The following is a 20,341-nucleotide window of genomic DNA, read 5'->3' on the forward strand; positions in this document are numbered from 1 at the left end:
ACCCTTGATACAGATCATGGCCCGGTAACGGGTTGTCTCGCACCGTTATCCGGTCAACGCGGGAGGTTGAATGATGACTGCGCAAAAGCGCTCTCTGTCTTCCATCAGTTGTATTCTCCAGGTTTCGGAGGAGGCCCAATCGGCAGCCTTGCCGCTTGCAGCCGGGCTCGCGGAAGTGGCCGGAGCCTATCTGGGCGTGACGGTGATCGCGCCGAAGGCCCATGTCCCCTTCTCGCTGATGGGATCTTCCTATGTCGCGCCGATGATCACCGACATCAACAAGCGCACCTTGTCCGTCGCGGAGACTGTCGCCGCCGAGGCCAACCAGAAGATCAAGGCTCAGGGGCTGGCCGGGCATGTCGTCGTCGATCAGGCGCTGGTGGATGAAGCCGCCGCCCGGGCGGTTCGCAGCGCGCGCGCCAGCGATCTGATCGTGGTGGATCAGCCGAACGCGACGCTCGATCTCAAGGGGCTCGTCCTCGAGGAGGCCTTGTTCCGCTCGGGCCATCCCGTGCTCGTGGCATCGCCCAAATGCAAGCCGGCGACGAGCTTCGAGCGGATCATGATCGCGTGGGACGGGTCCCAGCACGCGGCTCGCGCGGTTTCGGATGCGGTCGGCCTGTTCCCCGGCATCACCCATGCCGATATCGTGATCGTGCTCGGCGAGAAGCCGCTGGACAAGATCCTTCCGGGTGCCGAACTGGCGCATCATCTCGCGCGCAAGGGCATCGAGACGCGTATCGTCGAGGCCCAAGCGGGCGGTCAGCCGGTCGGCCGCGTGCTCGATCAGCATGCCGCGAATACCGGGGCGGATCTCATCGTGATGGGCGGTTTCGGTCATTCCCGCCTGCGGGAATTCCTGTTCGGCGGCGTCACCGTCGATCTCACGCAATCCGCCTGCCGGCCGCTCCTGATGGCGTATTGAAGATCTGGCTTGCTGAAGGCCTGGCGGAGCGAGGAGCCGGAAGCCTCCGGGCCGGGCTGGCTCGCGCCGCCTTGCCCGGAACGCCGATCAGCCCGAAAGAAGGCGCCACGCGGCCGCCTTTCTTGCGGGCTGGAGCAGGGTTCAACCCTTCCGCCAGATCGTGCCGGCCAGCATCAGCAGCCAGGCGAGGCCGAGCGGCGGCAGGGCAGCGCTGAGAAGGCCCAGTTCGGGCGCGAGCGTGCGCAGGCTGTTGAGCACGAAGCCGATGCCCAGCGCGAGGCTCGCGAGGCCGTTCAGCCGCCAGCCCATGCGCGAGAGGCTCACGCCCAGCAGCACCAGCCAGAAGCCGGAGAAGAGCTGCACGCCGAGCAATTCGCCCACGCTGCCGGCATAGCCGTTCAGCGCCGTGTAGTTCACCTCGAGAATCAGCCGCAAAGCGGGGTCGGTCGTGCCGGCATGGAGGCTCGCGAGGGCCGGCATGGCGATGAGCCAGCGCACGATGCCCAGCGTCTTCAGCACTGCGGCCGCGATGCCGAATGCGGCCATCGCATCCACCAGGAGCCCGCCCACGCCATGGGCCAGCGCATGGCGCCGGAGCGCGATGACGAAGGGCACCATGGCCACGGCCGTGAGCAGATAGCCCCAATAGCCCACCTGCAGCGCCATGGCGTTGCGGGCGATGAGCGGCAGCGCCTCCGCGGCCGGGAGGCGCAGGCTCGCCGGCCAGCCGATCGCCTGCCCGAGCACCGTGATCGGCACGAGGAACAGCACGATCTGCGAGAGCGCGAGGAGGATGAGCGCGGATTTTTAAGCGCGCGAGATTGGTGCTGCCAGGGATGCGATGGACAGGGATGCGATGGACATGGGCAGGGTCCTTTCGGGAGGGTTCAGGGGGCGGAGGCGAGCGCGGCTCTCACCGCGTCATCGAGGGGGGTATGCGGCTCCTCGCCGATGAGGCGGCGGAGCTGGCCGTTCTCGAGCGTGAGGCTGGTTTTCCACAGCCAGCGCATTTCCAGCGCCTCGCGCAGGAAGGGCACGAAGGGCGCGCCGAGCCAGAGCATGAACCACGGGAAGGGCCGGATGGGTAAGTTCTTCCGGCCGATCGCCCGGGCCACGGCCTCGGCCATGTCGCGGCCGGTCATGTCGGCATGGCCGGCGAAATGCGCGAGCGTGAAGGTGGGCAGGGTGTGCCGTCGCTCCACCAGCCGCGCGAAGGCTTCGGCGAGGTCGGGCACATAGGCCCAGGCATGGGCGATGCCCGGCGGAGTCAGGGTGCGGATCACCTTTGCGGAAAACCCGCCTTTCGCCATGGCCTGCGCGAACCAGGAATTCGTGATGCCCGGTCCGAAGAAATCGCCGGCGCGCAGGGCGATCACGGGGATGCCATGCTCCTTCGCGGCCTGTTCGAGCATCTGCTCCATCTCCAGGCGCACCTGCCCCTTTCGCGATTGCGGCTCGCGCGCGGCGTTCTCATCCAACCGGGGCGGGGATGCGCTCGAAAAGACATAGACATTCGCGGGGAAGAGAATGGTCGCGCCCGATTCCTTCGCCGCGGCGATCGTATGGGCCAGCATCGGCAGGCCATCCTCGCGCCAGCGCTGATAGTCCGGCGGATTGACGCCATGCAGGATCAGCGTCGCGCCTTCCGCCGCTTGCCGCACGCAAGCCGCATCGAGCGCATCGCCCATCTGCCATTCCACGGGGTAAGGCAGGAGAGGACGATGATCGGCGGGGCGGCGGCTCAATGCGCGGATCGTCCAGCCCCGCTGCGCGAGCGTGACCGCGATGGCCCGCCCGAGGCCCCCGGTGATGCCGAGGATGAGCGCCACGGGCGGCGAGGGAAGCGGGGGTGAAACGGGATCGGTGGGCGACATGAGTCTTCTCCTGGGTAATCTCCTGGGTATTCTTCCGGGAAATCTTCTGACATGCCGGAAAAGATACCGCGGCCGGAATCAAACGAAAATTGTCAGAGTCTGTCGATCAGATATAAGAAAATTGATGATCGGGTTGACGGATCGGACCCTGCTGCGCTCCTTCCCCGCCGTGCTGCGGCGCGGCTCGCTCTCGGCGGTGGCGCGCGCCGAGCCCGATCCGCGCCCTTTTCGATGGCCTTGCCGATGGCCTGTCCCGCTGGATCGAGGCCAGCGCCGGCCCCGATGGTGATCGCTAGAGCATCCGCCCGCCAAGTGGATACCGGTTGGCGGAAAAAGCGGGTGCGAGAACAAGAAGAGTGAGCGCCAGATCTGATTCAATCAGATCGGTTTGCGCTCTAGAGCATTTTCCGACCCGGTGGATACCGGTTGGCCGAAGAAAATGCAATCAAACAATGAGGAATGCGAGCGGGCGGCCTCTTTCCATCCGCTCGGACTCCGCTCCAGCCCGTCCTCTTTCTCCGGTTGACGTGTTTCGAGAACGCTGCCAACATTCGATCGCGTCCTGGACAGACCCGTAACGATGAATGCAGCCGGCTCTCGCGGTCGAGGAGGGAGCATGAGAGCGACGACCCTTCTCGGTATTCTGGGGGTCGCGGCGGTGGGCGGCACCCTGGGCTATCTGCAATGGGCGGCGCTCGCCAAGGCGCGCGTGCCCGAAGGCCTTGCGCGCGCCAATGGACGCATCGAGGTCGAACGGGTCGATGTTTCGACCAAGATCCCCGGCCGCATCGCCGAAATCCGTGTGCGCGAGGGCGATTTCGTGCCGGCGGGAAGCCTCGTCGTGCGGCTCGACGCCACTGAGCTCAGCGCCCAGCACGCCGCAGCGAAAGCGGCAGTGCTGCGTGCGGAGCAGGGCATTTTGCGGGCCGAAGCGGAGGTTGCCAGCCAGGAGGCGAGCCTCACCCTCGCCGAGATCGAAATGAAGCGGGCGGAGGAATTGCTCCAGCGCGCCGTCGCTCCCAGTTCGACCGTCGACCAGCGCCGGGCACAGCGCGACGTGGCGAAGGCGGCCGTGCAGGGGGCGCGGGCGGCGGTGGGTGACGCGCGAGCCGCGCTCGCGGTGGCGAAGGCGCAGGTGGCGCAGATCGAAGCGCAGCTCAGCGAGACCGAGATCGCCGCGCCTGTTGCCGGCCGCGTCGAATACAAGCTCTCACAGCCCGGCGCTGTGCTCGGCTCGGGCGGGCGGATCGTCACCTTGCTCGACCTCTCGGATGTCTTCATGACGATCTTCCTGCCGACACGGGATGTCGGACGCATCGGCCTCGGCGATGAAGCGCGGATCGTGCTCGATGCCGCGCCCGAATTCACCATCCCGGCGCGCGTTTCCTTCATCGCGGCGGAGGCGCAGTTCACGCCGAAATTCGTCGAGACCACCAGCGAGCGCGACAAGCTGATGTATCGGGTCAAGCTCGCCATTGATCCGAAGCTGCTCGAGACCTATCGTGATTATGTGAAGGCCGGGCTCACCGGTAACGGTTATGTGCGCGTGCAGCCTGAGGCCGCCTGGCCCGATCGCCTGAAGCCCCGGCTGCCGGATGCCCGCTGAGGCGAGCGCGACCCGGGGGATGGCCGCGGCGGGGGTGGCCGTCAGCGTCGAGGCGGTCTCGCATCGCTACGGCGCGAAGACCGTGCTCGCCGAGGCGAGCGTGACTTTTCCCTCGGGGTCGATGACGGCCCTGGTCGGGCCGGACGGGGCCGGGAAGTCGACGCTTCTGTCGCTGATCGCCGGCTCGCGCCGCCTGGTCAGCGGCGAAATCCGCGTGCTGGGGGCGGATATGCGCCAGGCGCAGGCGCGGGATGGCATCGCCCCGCGCATCGCCTTCATGCCGCAGGGACTCGGCAAGAACCTCTACCCGACGCTTTCGGTGGTCGAGAATATCGATTTCTTCGGTCGACTCTTCGCCCAGAGTGCCACGGAGCGCCGGGCTCGGATCGAGCGGCTGCTCGCCGCCACCGGGCTTGCGCCCTTCCCCCATCGGCCCGCAGGCAAGCTTTCGGGTGGCATGAAGCAGAAACTCTCGCTCTGCTGCGCTCTGGTCCACGAACCCGATCTGCTGATCCTCGATGAGCCGACGACCGGCGTCGACCCCCTGTCCAGGCGGCAATTCTGGGCACTGATCGATGCCCTGCGCGCCGAAAGGCCGGAAATGACCGTGATCGTCGCCACCGCCTACATGGAGGAGGCGGCGCGGTTCGAGCGGCTGGTGGCGATGGACGAGGGGCGCATTCTGGCGGCCGATACCACGGCGGCCATTCTGGCGAGGAGCGGCACGGCCCATCTCGAACAGGCGTTCGTTGCGCTGCAGCGGCCCGAGCGGCGCGGTTCGACCGAGCCGCTTGTCATCCCGCCGCGCCAGGAGGATGGCGGCCCGCCGGCGATCATGGCTGAGGATCTGACCCAACGCTTCGGCGATTTCGTAGCGGTCGACCACGTTTCTTTCCGCATCGAGAGGGGCGAGATTTTCGGCTTCCTTGGTTCGAATGGCTGCGGCAAATCGACGACGATGAAGATGCTGACGGGCCTGCTTCCGGCCACCTCGGGGCGCGCCGAAATGTTCGGCAAGCCCGTCGATGCGCGCGATATCGAGACCCGGCGGCGGATCGGCTATATGTCGCAGGGCTTTTCGCTCTATGAAGAACTGAACGTGGTCGAGAATCTGCGGCTGCACGCCCGACTCTATGGCCTGAAGCCGGACGAGGCATCGGCCCGCATCGCCACGACCCTGGGGCGCTTCGACCTGTCAGATGTGGCGGAGGCCCGCCCGAACAGCCTGCCGCTCGGCATCCGCCAGCGCCTGCAGCTCGCGACGGCCTGCCTGCACCGTCCGGAAGTGCTGATTCTGGACGAGCCGACCTCGGGGGTCGACCCTGCCGCGCGCGAGTTGTTCTGGCGCCTGATTGTCGATCTTTCCCGGCAAGAGGGTGTGACGGTTTTCGTCACCACGCATTTCATGAACGAGGCGGAGCGCTGCGACCGCATTTCGCTGATGCATGCCGGGCGGGTGCTGGCCGTCGGCACGCCCGAAAAGCTGGCGGCGGAGCGGGGCGGGGGCTCGCTGGAGGAGGCCTTCATTGCCTGTCTGCAGGCGGCGGATGGCACGCCGGCAGCCCCCGCCGCCAAACCCGCCTTCGCCGAGGCCGCATCGCCGCCACGCTCGCCGCCACGCTCGCCGCCACGCTCGCCGCCCGCGCGAAGCCTGCTCGCGCGAAGCCCGCTCGCGGCGTCCTTCGGGCGCATCCTGGCCTTTGCCCGGCGCGAGACGATCGAATTGCTGCGCGATCCGGTGCGGCTCGCCTTCGGCCTGCTCGGGCCGCTGTTCCTTCTGATCACGCTGGGTTACGGCATCTCCTTCGATGTCGAGCGGATCGCCTTCGCTGTTCTGGACCGCGATCGCAGCGTCGAGAGCGCCACGCTGACGCAGGCCTTTGAAAGCTCGCGCTATTTCCGGGCGGCAGAGCCTCTGGGGGGTGATCGCGAGGCGGAGGCGCGGCTCGGGGCCGGTCGGCTGGGGCTGGCGATCGACATCCCGCCCGGCTTCGGCCACGATCTTCGCCAGGGTCGCGCGCCCGAACTGGGGATTTTCATCGACGGCGCCGTGACCTTCAGCGCCGAGACTGCCCGTGGCTATGCGAGCGGCGTGATCGGCACTTTCCTTCGCCGCCTCGCCCGGCAGGAAGGCCCGCCGCTGCCTGAGCCGATCATCGATGTCGTGCCGCGCTTCCGCTATAATCAGAGCTTCCGCTCGGTGGTCGCCATCGCGCCGGGCGTGATCATGATGCTGCTGGCGATGATCCCGGCGATGATGACGGCGCTTGGTGTGGTGCGCGAGCGCGAGATCGGCTCGATCATCAACCTTTCGGTCTCGCCGGCATCGGTGGGGGAATTTCTGCTCGGCAAGCAGATCCCCTATCTTTTTCTCGGCTGTGTCAGCGCCATGATGCTGGTCACGCTGATGGTCGGGCAATTCGGGGTGCCGATCCAGGGCTCGCTGTCGGCTTTCGCGCTGGGCGCGCTGCTCTATGTCTTCGCGATGACGGCCTTCGGGCTCTTGATCTCGGCCTTTGTGCGCAGCCAGGTCGCCGCCATCTTCGCCAGCGCCATCATCACCACCACGCTCGCGCTGAATTTCTCCGGCTATCTCTACCCGCTTTCCGCGCTGACCGAGTCCGGCCGGATGATGGCCCATGCCTTCCCGGCGGCCTGGTTTCAGACGATCAGCCTCGGGACGATCACGAAGGGTCTGGGCTTTTCCGCCTTCACCTTGCCCTATCTGATGCTCTGCGCCTTCGGCCTTCTTTTCCTGGCGGCAGCCGGGCTTTTTCTTCGCAAGCAGGAACGCTGATCCGATGCGCCGCTCGCTGATCGCCATCTGGGCTCTCGGCCTCAAGGAACTGGCGAGCCTTCGGCGGGATATCGTGCTCGTGCTGCTGATCGTCTGGGCCCTCAGCGGCTCGGTCTATTCGGTGGCGACCGGCCTCAATATGGATGTGGTGAATGCCGCGGTCGGCATCGTCGATGCCGACCGCTCGGCCTTGTCGTACCGGCTGCGCGATGCCCTGCAGCCGCCTCTGTTCCAACCGCCCGCAGACCTGGCGGCGGAAGAGGTTCAGGCCGCCTTCGATACCGGCCGCTTCACTTTCATCATCGAGATTCCGCCAGGTTTCGAGGCCGACCTGCTGAGGGGGCGCAGGCCGCAGATCCAGCTCAGTGTCGATGCGACCGCGATGAACATCGCCGGGATCGGCACCATGGATATCCAGGTAATCATCCAACAGGAGGTGGCAGCCTATCTGGCGGCGCGTGGGGTAACCCTGGCGGGCGAGAGGGTCAGCGCCGTGGCGCGCGTGATGTTCAACCCCAATCTCGAAGGCGTCCGCACGCTCGCGATCATGGAGATCCTGCAGAACATCACGGTTCTCGCCATCATCCTCGTTGGCGCGGCGGTGATCCGCGAGCGCGAGCATGGCACCATCGAGCATCTGCTGGTGATGCCGGTCCGGCCCACGGATATCGTGCTGGCCAAGATCTGGGCGAACGGGTTTGTGATCCTCCTGGCCGTCTGGCTGTCGCTCGAGGTGGTGATCCGCCGGTTGCTCGCGGTGCCGGTGGAGGGGTCGGTGGCGCTCTTTCTTCTGGGCACGGCGATCTACCTCTTCGCGGCGACTTCGCTTGGCATCCTGCTGGCGACGATCGCGCGTTCGATGCCGCAATTCGGATTGCTCGCCATTCCGCTCTTCATCGCGCTGAACCTCCTCTCGGGCGCGACGACTCCCTTGGACAGCATGCCCGAGGCGCTTGTGCGGATCATGCAGTTCTCGCCCACCACGCAGTTCATCGCCGCTTCCCAGGCCATTCTCTATCGTGCGGCCGGGCTCGAGGCCGTCATCGGCCAGTTCCTGGCCGTCGCGGCGACAGGAGGGCTCTTTCTGGCGCTGGCTCTGGCGCGCTTCCGCGCGATGCTGACAGCGCAAGGGTAGAGGCCCGGTCCTGTTTCCGGCCTGTTGACGCGGCTTGATGACCGCCGGCCCCGATGGTGATCGCTCGAGCATCCGCCCGCCAAGTGGATACCGGTTGGCGGAAAGAGCGGATGCGAAAACAAGAAGAGTGAGCGCCAGATCTGATTCAATCAGATCGGTTTGCGCTCTGGCGCATCCGCCCGCCAAGTGGATACCGGTTGGCGGAAAGAGCGGATGCGAAAACCAGAAGAAAGAGCGCCAGATCGGATTCTGTCAGATCGGTTTGCGCTCTAAACCTTCCTCGCCCGCATCCGCGCGTGAAGATCGCGCAGGAAGGGGATGGTCTCGAACTGGTCGGGCTGCACGGAATCCCAATCCACCCCCGCCGGGCGCGGGGCCTCGTTGCCGGTGCGGATGAGCTCGCTTTCGGTCGCGATGAAATCGAGCGGGCTGTCATGCGCCTGCATCACCACGCGCGGCTCGGCGACGAGCTGGCTCGAATGGATGGTCGTGGCCATGGGCGTGCCGGGGCGGATGATGCCCAATTCGCGGAAGATGCCGGTTTCAAGGTCCGCGAAGCCCGCGCCCTTCCCCGTCCGCCCGCCCGGGCGCGTGACCGCGACCGACCCGACCACGCAGAAATCGAGCGGCTCCACCGCCTCGAAATCGATGCGCTCGCCATGCATCATGTAGCCTTCGGAGGTGGCCGCGAGCTCGAAGCTCACGCCCTTCTCGCGCAGCCTTGCAGGGTCGATCCGCAGATACGGAAAACCTTCCGTGAGATAGGGCACGGGGGCGTAGAGCACCTTGCCATCGAGCAGCGCGCGCAGCCGCACGGGGATCTGCGGCGGATCGGGGTTGCATTTCACCGTCCGCGCGGCCTGCCATTCCGGCGTCTGGGCGAGACGCCAGGCCGCGAGATCCGCGCCGACGAAATTCGGGATGACGCTCCAGACCGGGCCGATGCCGAACCCGCTCCGCTCCAGCCCCTGCCACACCTCTTCGCGCACATGATCCTTGGTTTCGTTGCGCCCCGCCCAGCGGCCCTTGCGATCATCCGTCATGCGAGGGCCGCCTCCAAATCCGCGAGTTTCGCCGTCCAGCCAACGATGCCGCCCTGCGCCGGGATCATCTCGAGAGTCGCGGCCTTGAAGGCGGGAAAATAGCTCTCGGTCGCCTCCTCGATCAGCAGGCATTCATAGCCCCGATCATTGGCCTCGCGCATCGAGGTCTGCACGCAGACCTCGGTTGTCACGCCCGCGAAGACGAGATGCGAGATGCCCCGCGCTTCGAGCATGGCCTGCAGATCCGTGCGGTGGAAGGCGCCCTTCCCCGGCTTGGCGATCTCGATTTCGCCCGCAACCGGCGCGCATTCCGGCAGGATGGCGTTGCCCGCCTCGCCCCGCACGAGAATGCGACCCATCGGGCCCCGCTCGCCGATCCTCAGGCCGGGCGCGCCGCGCGAGAGCTTCGCCGGCGGGCAATCCGAAAGGTCGGGCCGGTGCGATTCCCGGGTATGGATCACCGGCCAGCCCCTCGCGCGGAACAGGGCGAGCAGCCGCGCGACCGGCGCGATCGCCGGGCGCAGGGTCGAGACGTCGTTGCCGAGCGCCTCGCCGAAGCCGCCGGGTTCGAGGAAATCCCGCTGCATGTCGATCACGATCAACGCGGTGCGTGCCGGCGGCAGGGTGAACGGGCCGGGCCGGGCTGGAACGGTGATCGCGTCCATCAATGCCCTCCCCCGGCCATATGCGCGCCGATGGTGGCGCGGTCGGTCTTCCCGATCTCCTCGACATAGGTGATCTGCCCGCCGGACATCACCGCCACGCGATCCGAGAGCGAGAGGATTTCGTCGAGATCCTCCGAGACGAGCAGAACCGCGGCACCCCGGTTGCGCTGATCCATGATCTGCGCGCGGATTTCCGCGGCTGAGGCGAAATCGAGCCCGAAGCAGGGATTTGCCACGATCAGCACCTCGACATCGCCCGAGAGTTCCCGCGCGAGCACGCTGCGCTGGACGTTGCCGCCCGAGAGCGCCGCGATGGGCGCATCGGGGGAAGGCGTCTTCACGCGGTATTTCGCGATCAGTTCTTCCGCCTGCTTGCGCATCGGCGCGGGCGAAAGCCACCATTTCAGCGACGCGATGGGCGGGCGATCAAACGAGCGGAAGGCCATGTTCTCCGCCACCGACATTTTCGGCACCGTGGCGTTCTTCAGCGGCTCCTCCGGCAGCCCGAACACCTTCAGCCGCGCCATGCCCGCGCGGTTCGGCAGGTAATCCTCCCCGTGGATGGCGAGCTGGCCCAGCCGCATGGGGCGCTGGCCGGAGAGCACCTCCACCAGCGCGCTCTGGCCATTGCCCGAAACGCCGGCGATGCCCACGATCTCGCCGGCGCGGATCTTCAGGTTGATCGCCTCGATGGCCGGGCGGCCGTCATCGGCATCCGCGAAAACCCCGGCAATGTCGAGCGCCACGGGCTTTTTCTCATGCGCCACGCGGTCGGCGCGCTCGCGGATGGGCGTGTCGCCGATCATCATCGCGGCCATGCTCTCCAAGGGGGTGTCCTTCACCACGCCCCGGCCGGCGAAGGCGCCCTTGCGCAGAACCGTCAGATCATCGGCGAAGGCCGTGACCTCGCGGAACTTGTGGGTGATCATCAGCACGGTCACCTCGCCGCGCCGGGTCATGTCGCGCAGCAGGCCGAGCACCTCGTCCGCCTCGCCCGGCGTCAGCACGGAGGTCGGCTCGTCGAGGATGATGAATCGCTGGTCGAGATAGAGCTGCTTCAGGATTTCGAGCTTCTGCTTCTCGCCCGCCGAGAGCAGCGAGACCGGCCGGTCGAGCGGCGCGCGGAACGGCATGCGATCGAGAAAGGCTTCGAGCGCGCGATTCTCTTCCGCCCAGTGGATGATGGTCCGGCCATGCGGGCGCGAGACAACGAGGTTTTCCGCGCCCGTGAGCGACGGCACCAGCGTGAAATGCTGGTAGACCATGCCTATCCCTGCTTCCGCCGCTTCCTTCGGGTTGCGGATGGCGCGTTCCCTGCCATCCACCAGCACCTGCCCGGAATCGGGCTGGTAGAACCCCATGATGCATTTGACGAGCGTGGATTTGCCCGCGCCATTCTCGCCGAGCAGCGCATGGAAGGAGCCCGCCGGCACCTTCAGCGACACATCATCCAGCGCCACCAGCGCGCCGAACACCTTGCGCATGGCGATGGCTTCGAGGCCGATGGCGCGGCGGGCGGGCTCGGCGATCATGGCAGGCCCGCGATCAGCATGGCGGAATTCGCGACCGCGCCGAACACGCCGCCCTGCATCGTCACCATCTTGATGGCGGCCTCGTGGTTGCCCTTGTCGGTCGCGCCGCAGCAATCTTCCAGAAGCAGGCATTCGAAGCCGCGATCATTCGCCTCGCGCATGGTCGTGTGCACGCAGACATCGGTGGTGATGCCGGCAAGGATGATGTTCTGGATGCCGCTCTGGCGCAGGATCATTTCAAGGTCGGTCGCGCAGAACGAGCCCTTGCCGGGTTTGTCGATGATGGTCTCGCCCGGCAGCGGCGCCAGTTCCTCGATGATCTCCCAGCCCGGTTCGCCGCGCACGAGGATCTTTCCGCACGGGCCGGGATCGCCGATGCCTGCGCCGATGCGCTGCGAGCGCCAGCGCTTGTTTGCCGGCAAATCGGAAAGATCGGGCCGGTGCCCCTCGCGGGTATGGATGATCCGGTAGCCCCTGGCGCGCATGGCTTCGAGCACGCGGCGGATGGGCGCGATGGGCGCACGGGTGAGCGAAAGATCATAGCCCATGGCATCGACATAGCCGCCCTTGCCGCAGAAATCGGTCTGCATGTCGATCACGATCAGCGCGGTGTTCGCGGGGCCGAAGGCGCCGTCATACGGCCAGGGATAGGGGTTGGCGGGAATCGTGGGCATGGCGTCTGTCCTCACCGCGTGAGTGCCAGTTCGCCCGGCGCATCCCGCAGCGCCTTTTTCGAGCCGGCCGAGCCGATCATCAGGAAAAGCGTGAGGATGTAGGGAGCGGCGTTGAAGAAATAATAGCCCTGCGTGATGCCGATGGCCTGCAAGGAGGGGCCGAGCGCCCCCGCCGCGCCGAAGAGCATCGCGGCGTAAAGGCAGCGGATGGGGTCCCAGCGCGCGAAGATCACCAGGGCCACGGCCATCAGCCCCTGCCCGGAGGAGAGGCCCTCGTTCCAGCTTCCGGGGTAGTAGAGCGAGAGGAACGCCCCGCCGATGCCCGCGAGGAAGCCGCCGGCGGCGGTCGCCATCAGGCGGATCAGCATCACCGGATGGCCGAGCGCGCGCGCGGCCGCCTCGCTGTCGCCCGTGACGCGCAGGATGAGGCCGGGCCGCGTATTCCTCAGCGCCCAGGCGAGGAAGAACGCGAGCGCGATGCCGATGAGGAAGAGCGGGTTGATCTGCAAGGCCTGCTCGATCTGCGGGTTGCTGCTCCAGAAACCGAGCGGAATCGAGGACAGGCGCGGCGCGGTGGGCTGGATATAGGCCTTGCCGAGAAAGAACGCGATGCCGAGGCCGAAGAGCATCAGCGCGATGCCCACGGCGATGTCGTTCACCTTCGGCAGCCGGCAGATCAGCGCATGCAGCGTGCCCATCATCATCCCCGCCAAGCCCGCCACGAGCAGGCCCAGCCAGGGCGAGCCCGTATGGTAGGAGATCGCATAGCCGCTCATCGCGCCGAGCACGAGCGTGCCTTCGAGGCCGAGATTGATGCGGCCCGAACGCTCCGTCAGCATCTCGCCGAGCGCCACGAACAGGAAGGGCGTCGAGACGCGGATCGCGCCGCCGACCATCGCCGCGAGAACCGTCACGAGGGCCGCCGAGCCATCCATCAGGTGCGCTCCATCCGGGCCGCGGGGTTGAAGAGGCGGAAGCGGCCATAGAGCGTTTCGCTCGCGAGCAGCACGAGGAAGGTCATGCCCTGCAGAAGCAGCACGCTCGCATCCGGCAGGCCCATGCGGCGCTGGATGATGCCGCCCGCCGCCGCGATGCCGCCGAACAATATCGCCACCGGAATGATCGCCAGCGGGTTATGCCGCGCGAGAAACGCCACGAGAATGCCCGTGAAGCCATAGCCGGCGGCAAGCGAGGCATTCGCCTTGCCATGCACCGCGGCCACCTCGAAATAGCCCGCGAGGCCCGCGCAGAGGCCGGCGATCATCGAGGCGCTGACGATCAGTTTTCCCACCGGCAGGCCCTGCGCCAGAGCCGCGCGCGCGTTGCCCCCGGCGATGCGGCAGGCAAAGCCGTAGGTCGTGCGCTGCATCAGCACGTAAAGCAGGATGCAGGCGAGCACCGCCACCGCGAGGCCCCAATGCACATCGATGCCCGGCATCTTGCCGATCATCGCCTCGCTGCCGATCGCCTTGGTCGAGGGCTTGTTCGGGTCGGCGGGATCGCGCAGCGCGCCTTCCACGAAGAAATTCATGATCGCGATGGCGATATAGGAAAGCAGCAGGCTCGAGATCGTCTCGTTCACGCCGCGATGATGGCGCAGGCCGCCCGCGATCCCGATCCAGATCGCACCGATGGCCATCGCGGCGATCAGCATCAGCGCATGCATCAGCACCGCGTTCGTGGTGCCGATCAGCGGCACGGCGATGGCGGCCGCCGCGAAGCCGCCGAGGACGAGCGCCCCCTCCCCGCCGATCATCGTGAGGCCGAGCCGCGCGGGGATCGCCACCGCCAAAGCCATCAGCATCAGCGGGGCGGCGCGCAGCAGCGTGTTCGACCACGAGAACGGCGTGCCGAACCCGCCGAGCCAGATGAGGCTGTAGAACTGGACCGGCGACTTCCCGAGGATCAGCAGGAAGATCGAGAACAAGCCGGCCGAAATCACCAGCGCCAGCAGCGGTATCGCCACGGCCTCCGCCCCGCCGAGCCAGCGCGCGGGTCGTTCGCGGCCCGGTTGGCGCGCGATTTCGGAGCCGACGGGGATGGAAACGGGCTGGTGCATGGCGATAGACCCCGGAACGGGCGCGGTCCTGCGCCCCGCTCAGGTGATCGAGCCGACCACGCCTTCCGCGAGGAAGTTCATGCCGTCGAGCACGCGATCGAAATTGTCGTAGCTCGCATTGGGCAGCACCACATTGCCCTTGTTGTCCTTCACCGGCCCCTTGATGATCGGCTTGTTGGCCTTGAGATCGGCGATCGCCGCCTCGGCTGCCTTGCGCGCCGGCTCCTCGGCGCCGGCCCCGAAGGCGGTATTGCGCACCATGTCCTTGTCATAGCCGCCGAACACCATGTTCGGCACCGGCTGGCCCTTGGCGATCGCGTCGGCGAAGATCCTGTAGATCGTCTCCCACTTGTATTCCGCGCCGGTGATGAAGCCCTTCGGCGCCAGCGGCGCCTGGCTCGCATTATGGCCCAGAGACTTGATGCCCCGGCGCTCGGCGGTCTCGATCACGACCTTCGGGCTGTCGACATGGCAGGTGAGGATGTCGCAGCCCGCCCCGATCAGCGCATTCGCGGCTTCCGCCTCGCGCACGGGCAGGGCCCAATCCCCGGTGAAGATCACCTGCAGCGTGGCGTTCGGGTTCACCGAGCGCGCGCCCCAGAGCACGGAATTGATGTTGCGCAGCACGCTGGAAATGGGCTTCGCGGCCACGAAGCCGATTCTGTTCGTCCGGGTGGAGAGGCCCGCCGCGACACCGTTCACGTAATGCGCCTGATCGAGATAGCCGAAATAGCTGCCCGCATTGTCCGGGTGCTTGCCCTTCTCCCAGAGCGGGGCGGCATGGCGCAGGGTGACCTTCGGATGCTTCTTCGCCACATCCACCATGAAGGGATTGAAATAGCCGAAGGAGGTCGCGAGAATCAGGTTCGCGCCTTCGAGATTGATCATGGATTCCATGGATTTCGCCACGGCGGCCGTTTCCGGCACGTTCTCTTCCTCGATGATCTTCACACCGGGCGTGGCCTTGAGCACCCCGATGGAGACCGCATGCGCCTGGTTCCAGCCGAAATCATCCTTCGGGCCGACATAGACGACGCCGATCGTCACGCCCGATTGGGCCTGCGCGAGGCCGGGAAAACCAAGCGCGGCGGCGGCCGTGCCCGCGGCGGCGCCTTGCAGGAATGAGCGGCGGGAAAAGGTATCGAACGGCATGGTATCGAACGGCATGGCTATGGCACTCTGGAACAGATCGCCAGCGCCAGCGGCTGGCTTGCCCGTCAAGCGAAGCAACGGTTGTGCCATCCGCCGTCAAACCCGGCGGCGGCCATGATCGCGCCGCCCGCGGGCGGCGCGGGCGGCGGAATCGATCCCCCAGCGTTGCATAGAATTTGGCGGTGCCTGCCTGCCGCATCATGCCGATGCACAATTGATGAGCAGATTCTTCAGGTCGGGCCGAGCTCAGGCCGCGGCCTTGCGCGCGGGTTTCGCCTGCCGCCACACGAGAAACCGCAGATAGGCGCGTTCCAGCAGAGCGAGCATGAAGGGAATGCGGGCGAACTGCCCCAGCGGCCAGAAAAGCGGCACGTGCCGCCACATCAGCGCGAAGGCCGCGGCACCCGAATGCAATTGCCCCCCGGCATCCCGCGCATGGAAGCGGGCGAGCAGCAGGGCGGGGTCGATCGGGCAGGCGGCATCCGGCGCGTGAAGATCGATGAAGGCGATGTTTCCGCGCCAGTCCAGCGCGCGCATCACCCGGATTTCCCGCGCGCAGATCGGGCAGGCCGAATCGAACCAGACGGTAACGGGCCGCGCGCTCATCGGTGAGCCGCCGCGCGGCGCGTGTCGCGCGCGAAGAGATCGGGCTGCATCGCTTCCGCGCCGATCCCCAGCTTCGCCACGAGATCGGGGATGCGCTCGCGCAGGCCGAAAAAGCCCTTCGTGGCATGCGGCCAGGTGAGCGCATCCTCGCTGCGGCGGATTTCGGTGAGCGCAATGCCCGATCGCGCCAGAGCCGGGCGCAGGCGCGCGAGTTCCTCGCCCATCGCCCCCACCGGCGCATAGGCGGTGAGGATGCGCTCCACCCCCAGCGCGCGGCAGCGCCGGGCGAGATCATCCGCCCGCAGCGCCTGCAGAGGCTCCGCCTCGACGCCGAAATGCGTGCTGGCGCGGGTCGCGGCATCGGCCATCGCGCTTTCCGCGAAGGCGAGGGCCAGATCCGAAACCGCGAAAGCCGATCGCGCGGCGGTCGCATGGCAGGCGAAGATGCCACGGATCTCGGCCGAAGCGAGCGGCAGGCTCTCGGGGTGGAGGTCTTCCTCGGTCAGCAGCAGCAGGGCGGGGCCGGCGGGCGCGGCATCATCCGCCGGGCGCGCGGGTTTTGCGGCGGGCAGCGGCGGCTCTTCGAGCGCGATGGCCTCGCGCGCGAGGCCCTTGGGGCGGAAGCGCCCGCCCGTATGCTCGGCGATGTTGTCGGGCCGCGCGAGATAGGTCTTGCCGCGGGTGTGCAAGCCGCCGACCCAGCGCCAGGAGAGGGTATTGGAGGCAGGGTCGCCATCAATGAAATGCCGGAAGGTGAAATCCGCGCCGAGTTCCCAGGGCAGGCGCAGCGTGAAGATCCAGATCGAGGCCAGCCACATGCGCGTATGGTTGTGGAGATAGCCGGTCTCGCGCAATTCCTCCACCCAGGCATCGAAGCAATCGATGCCCGTGCGGCCCTCCACCGCCTTGCGATAGGCGCGGGCGAAGCCGCCCCCCTCCCCGACAGCCGCCTGCTGGCCGGAAAGCGCCGCCTGATACCGGCTCCAGATTTCGGGTCGGGTTTCGAGATGGCCCTTGAAATAGCCGCGCCAGAACACCTCCTGCACGAATTTCTCGGCCGCCTCGAGGCTGTGGCGTCGCAGCACCCGGTCGAGCACCTCACGCTCGGTCACGAGGCGATGGCGCAGATAGGGCGAGAGAATGGAGACATTCCCCCGGTCATCCGGCCCGTGATCGGTGTTGCGGCGATTGGCATAGGCGCGCCCCGCGGCCGGGAGGAATTCCGCGAGGCGTGCCAGCCCCGCGGCGCGCATGGGCAGGAAAATGCGGGAAGAAGGAGGTTTGCTCATGCCCTGCCTACGCAAGGCGCGCGGCATCGGACCATGTCTGCCGCCTGTGGTCTGCCGCCTGTGGTTTCCCGCCTGTGGTTTCCCGCCCGTCGTTTCATGCCCGCGGCCCCAGGGCCCTGCTCTTCCGGCCGCACGCGGCGCTCGCGCGGGTTCCCCCGCGTTAATTCCTTGTTAAACCTAAATTCCTTGCGATCGGCCCAGAATCGGGCGATCCTGGTCACGCTTGAAAGTGCGACTTCTGCTTTTTTCCGTGTCCGAAGGAAAACTTCCGTGGGCGAAGCCATCCATACCCTGATCGCAGGCCACGCCCGCGATCTCAGCGAGCGCCTTCACGCGCATCGCATGAAGCTGTTTCCGCCCTCCGCCACGAAAACCCTTCGCAAATTCACCTCCGGCGAGGTCGCCCGGCTCATCGGCGTGAATGATGGCTATCTTCGCCACCTCTCGCTCGATGGCAAGGGCCCCTCTCCCGAGGTGACGCCTTCGGGCCGGCGGCTCTATTCGATCGAGGATGTGCGCGCCTTGCGGGCCTTCCTCGATGGCGGCTCGGGCAAGTACATGCCCACGCGCCGGCCGGGTGAGCCGCTGCAGGTCATCGCGGTCGCGAATTTCAAGGGCGGCTCGGGCAAGACGACGACCGCCGCGCATCTTGCGCAATATCTCGCGCTGCACGGCTATCGCGTGCTGGCGGTGGATCTCGATCCGCAAGCCTCGCTCTCGGCCCTGCATGGCTACCAGCCGGAATTCGACATCGGCGAGAACCAGACCCTGTTCGGCGCCCTGCGCTATGACGCGGAGCGCCGCCCGCTCGAGGAGGTGATCCGCCCCACCTATTTTCCTGGTCTCGATCTTATCCCCGGCAATATCGAGTTGATGGAATATGAGCATGAAACGCCGCGCGCGATGCTGGCCCGGAAGAAGGGCGAAGGCTTCTTCTTCACCCGCATCGCCGAGGCGCTGGCGACAGTCGAGAGCCGCTACGATGTGGTGGTGATCGATTGCCCGCCCCAGCTCGGCTATCTCACGCTGTCGGCGCTCTGCGCGGCCACCAGCGTGCTGGTGACCGTCCATCCGCAGATGCTTGATGTGATGTCGATGTGCCAGTTCCTGCTCATGACCAGCCAGCTGATGTCCACCCTCGCGGATGCCGGCGCCAGGATGAGCTATGACTGGATGCGGTATCTCGTGACGCGCTACGAGCCCGGCGACGGGCCGCAGAACCAGATGGTCTCCTTCATGCGCTCGATGTTCGGCGAATATGTGTTGAACTATCCCATGCTGAAGAGCACGGCCATCGCCGATGCCGGCATCACCAAGCAGACGCTCTACGAGGTGTCGCGCGAGCAATTCACGCGGCAGACCTATGACCGCGCGATCGAAGCCCTCGACCAGGTGAATGGCGAGATCGAGGGGCTGATCCGCTCGACCTGGAGGCGTGATTGATGGCGCGGAAAAATCTGCTCGAAGGGTTGCTGGGCACCCCGGCCGATCGGCAACAGGGCGAAAAGTTGCCGGCCGGCAACTTTTCCGGCGGGGCCGTTCCGCCGGGGCGTGCCCCCTCCCCTGCTCCGCCACCGCTTTCGCAATCCGGGGCCATTGGCTCGGTCACGCGTTCCATCGAGGCCTTGAAGAACGAGGCGCAGGAAGCGCGCGTGCTGCGCCAGCAGATGGAGGCCGGGCAGGCCGTGGTGGAGGTCGAGCCCTCGCGCATCGTCGCCGCGATGATCGCGGACCGCCTCGCGCAGGGTGGGGAAAGCCTGCAGGCGCTGGTGGAATCCATCCGCGAGAGCGGCCAGCAGGTGCCGGTGCTGCTCCGCCCGCATCCCGATGGGTCGGATCGCTATCAGGTCGCCTATGGCCACCGCCGCGTGCTCGCCGCGCGGGCCCTGGGGCGGCCGGTGCGGGCGGTGATCCGCCCGCTGAGCGATGCCGAACTCGTGGTTGCCCAGGGGCAGGAAAATTCGGCCCGCACGGATCTCTCCTTCATCGAGCGCTCGCTTTTCGCCACGCGCCTCGAGGATGCGGGCTTCGATCGGCCGGTGATCATGGCTGCGCTCGCCATCGACAAGACCGCGCTCTCCAAGCTCATCGGGGTGGCCCGGCGCGTGCCCGTGGATATCATCGAGGCGATCGGCCCGGCGCCGAAAGCGGGCCGCGACCGCTGGCTGCAACTGGCGGATCGCCTGCAGAACGAAAGCGATCATGAGCGCGCGCGCGGCCTTCTCGCCAGCCTTGCCGAGGCGGAAACGCCATCGGATGAGCGCTTTCAGCGGCTCTTCCTGCGGCTCTCGCAGGCGCCGGAGCCGAAGCCGGCCGAATGGATCGTGCCGCAGGTCGCGCGCGAGCGCGGCAAGGCCCTGGAGATCGAGGATGGCGAATTTCGCGCCTTTCTGCGCGCCCGCCTCGGCGATCTCTATCGCGAATTCCGCAACCGCTAACCGAGGGAGCAGGCGCGAAAAAGAAAAAGGCCCCCGACGTTTCCACCGGAAGCCTCTCTCATCTGTAGCAAGCTGAGAATCCCACTTCCGTGAATCGCTGTCAAGAGTCCCTTGCGGACAACTGCCATTTCGGCGGGCGCAATTCTTTTGCCTGATTGAGGCAAGGACCATGATTCAACAGGGATTGGTGACGACGCCCTTCGGGCGGCGAATGCTCTCGCTTGGCCTGATCGCCACGCAGCAGCAGGCGAGGGCGGTCGAACCCGAGAAGACCGTCCACAAGTGGAAGGTCTTCCAGGCGATTACGGAAGCGAAGGACAAGCTCGGCCTGCCCGATCGCGCGATTGCGGTGCTCTCGGCATTGCTGTCGTTCCATCAGGAGACCGCGTTGACGGCGGGCGATCCGCTGATCGTCTTTCCCTCGAATGAGAAGCTCTGCGCCCGCGCCCATGGGATCGCGCCGGCGACGCTCCGGCGGCATCTCGCGGCGCTTGTGGAAGCCGGCATCGTCATCCGCCGCGACAGCCCCAACGGCAAGCGCTACGC

Annotated in this window: 18 protein-coding genes; 7 read left to right on the forward strand and 11 right to left on the reverse strand. The window is 66.8% G+C overall.

Annotation, left to right across the window (positions count from 1 at the left end):
• The first annotated feature begins 73 nt into the window (after positions 1-73).
• Positions 74-925: a universal stress protein gene (locus ACKODO_RS00695; RefSeq protein WP_408981535.1), complete on the forward strand. Its 852-nt coding sequence runs from the start codon at positions 74-76 to the stop codon at positions 923-925.
• A gap of 141 nt (positions 926-1,066) precedes the next feature.
• Here ACKODO_RS00695 and ACKODO_RS00700 read toward each other — a convergent pair whose 3' ends face one another.
• Both ACKODO_RS00700 and ACKODO_RS00705 read right to left on the reverse strand, forming a co-directional pair.
• Positions 1,067-1,696, reverse strand: a complete 630-nt coding sequence (locus ACKODO_RS00700; RefSeq protein ID WP_408981536.1) for a hypothetical protein — start codon at positions 1,694-1,696, stop codon at positions 1,067-1,069.
• 116 nt (positions 1,697-1,812) lie between these two features.
• Entirely contained in the window at positions 1,813-2,799 is a 987-nt protein-coding gene (locus ACKODO_RS00705; RefSeq protein WP_408981537.1) for an NAD-dependent epimerase/dehydratase family protein, read from the reverse strand.
• A 616-nt stretch (positions 2,800-3,415) separates the two neighbouring features.
• Here ACKODO_RS00705 and ACKODO_RS00710 point away from each other — a divergent pair.
• Genes ACKODO_RS00710 through ACKODO_RS00720 form a run of 3 tightly spaced genes read left to right on the forward strand, consistent with a single transcriptional unit; the run spans position 3,416 to position 8,337 of the window.
• Complete coding sequence (locus ACKODO_RS00710; RefSeq protein ID WP_408981538.1) at positions 3,416-4,405, forward strand: HlyD family secretion protein; 990 nt, start codon at positions 3,416-3,418, stop codon at positions 4,403-4,405.
• A gap of 19 nt (positions 4,406-4,424) precedes the next feature.
• The gene (gene rbbA / locus ACKODO_RS00715; protein WP_408981554.1) at positions 4,425-7,202 is read left to right on the forward strand and encodes a ribosome-associated ATPase/putative transporter RbbA; all 2,778 of its coding nucleotides are present in this window, start codon (positions 4,425-4,427) and stop codon (positions 7,200-7,202) included.
• Positions 7,203-7,206: 4 nt separating this feature from the next.
• Positions 7,207-8,337 (forward strand): ABC transporter permease, encoded by a 1,131-nt coding sequence (locus ACKODO_RS00720; protein WP_408981539.1) that lies wholly within the window; start codon positions 7,207-7,209, stop codon positions 8,335-8,337.
• A gap of 269 nt (positions 8,338-8,606) precedes the next feature.
• On the opposite strand, the gene ACKODO_RS00725 is transcribed toward ACKODO_RS00720, so the two are convergent.
• From ACKODO_RS00725 to ACKODO_RS00765, 9 genes are all read right to left on the reverse strand, one after another.
• Entirely contained in the window at positions 8,607-9,380 is a 774-nt protein-coding gene (locus tag ACKODO_RS00725; protein WP_408981540.1) for a 5-formyltetrahydrofolate cyclo-ligase, read from the reverse strand.
• Positions 9,377-10,045 (reverse strand): cysteine hydrolase family protein, encoded by a 669-nt coding sequence (locus ACKODO_RS00730; RefSeq protein WP_408981541.1) that lies wholly within the window; start codon positions 10,043-10,045, stop codon positions 9,377-9,379. Before ACKODO_RS00730 ends, ACKODO_RS00725 begins: the two co-directional genes overlap by 4 nt.
• Complete coding sequence (locus ACKODO_RS00735) at positions 10,045-11,577, reverse strand: ABC transporter ATP-binding protein (RefSeq protein WP_408981542.1); 1,533 nt, start codon at positions 11,575-11,577, stop codon at positions 10,045-10,047. The genes ACKODO_RS00730 and ACKODO_RS00735 overlap by 1 nt, the downstream gene beginning before the upstream one ends.
• A complete protein-coding gene (locus ACKODO_RS00740; RefSeq protein WP_408981543.1) occupies positions 11,574-12,251 on the reverse strand; it encodes a cysteine hydrolase family protein in 678 nt (225 codons plus the stop codon). The genes ACKODO_RS00735 and ACKODO_RS00740 overlap by 4 nt, the downstream gene beginning before the upstream one ends.
• Before the next feature lie 11 nt (positions 12,252-12,262).
• On the reverse strand, positions 12,263-13,186 hold the full coding sequence (locus ACKODO_RS00745) for an ABC transporter permease (protein ID WP_408981544.1): 924 nt from the start codon (positions 13,184-13,186) through the stop codon (positions 12,263-12,265).
• Positions 13,186-14,310: an ABC transporter permease gene (locus tag ACKODO_RS00750; protein ID WP_408981545.1), complete on the reverse strand. Its 1,125-nt coding sequence runs from the start codon at positions 14,308-14,310 to the stop codon at positions 13,186-13,188. The genes ACKODO_RS00745 and ACKODO_RS00750 overlap by 1 nt, the downstream gene beginning before the upstream one ends.
• Before the next feature lie 39 nt (positions 14,311-14,349).
• Positions 14,350-15,477 carry a BMP family ABC transporter substrate-binding protein gene (locus ACKODO_RS00755; protein ID WP_408981546.1) on the reverse strand — a complete coding sequence of 376 codons (1,128 nt, stop codon included), beginning with the start codon at positions 15,475-15,477 and terminating at the stop codon, positions 14,350-14,352.
• Between the two features lie 231 nt (positions 15,478-15,708).
• Positions 15,709-16,068, reverse strand: coding sequence for a thiol-disulfide oxidoreductase DCC family protein (locus tag ACKODO_RS00760; protein WP_408981547.1), 360 nt, complete (start codon positions 16,066-16,068; stop codon positions 15,709-15,711).
• Positions 16,065-17,357 carry an FAD-binding domain-containing protein gene (locus ACKODO_RS00765; protein ID WP_408981548.1) on the reverse strand — a complete coding sequence of 431 codons (1,293 nt, stop codon included), beginning with the start codon at positions 17,355-17,357 and terminating at the stop codon, positions 16,065-16,067. The genes ACKODO_RS00760 and ACKODO_RS00765 overlap by 4 nt, the downstream gene beginning before the upstream one ends.
• Positions 17,358-17,627: 270 nt before the next feature.
• Between ACKODO_RS00765 and repA the strand changes: the two genes are divergently transcribed.
• From repA to repC, 3 genes are all read left to right on the forward strand, one after another.
• Entirely contained in the window at positions 17,628-18,800 is a 1,173-nt protein-coding gene (gene repA, locus ACKODO_RS00770) for a plasmid partitioning protein RepA (protein WP_408981549.1), read from the forward strand.
• Positions 18,800-19,795, forward strand: a complete 996-nt coding sequence (repB, locus tag ACKODO_RS00775; protein WP_408981550.1) for a plasmid partitioning protein RepB — start codon at positions 18,800-18,802, stop codon at positions 19,793-19,795. The genes repA and repB overlap by 1 nt, the downstream gene beginning before the upstream one ends.
• A gap of 172 nt (positions 19,796-19,967) precedes the next feature.
• On the forward strand, positions 19,968-20,341 hold a 374-nt coding region (gene repC / locus ACKODO_RS00780), incomplete at its 3' end, for a plasmid replication protein RepC (protein WP_408981551.1).

This window comes from Rhabdaerophilum sp. (assembly GCF_046092605.1).
Lineage (GTDB): Bacteria > Pseudomonadota > Alphaproteobacteria > Rhizobiales > Beijerinckiaceae > Rhabdaerophilum.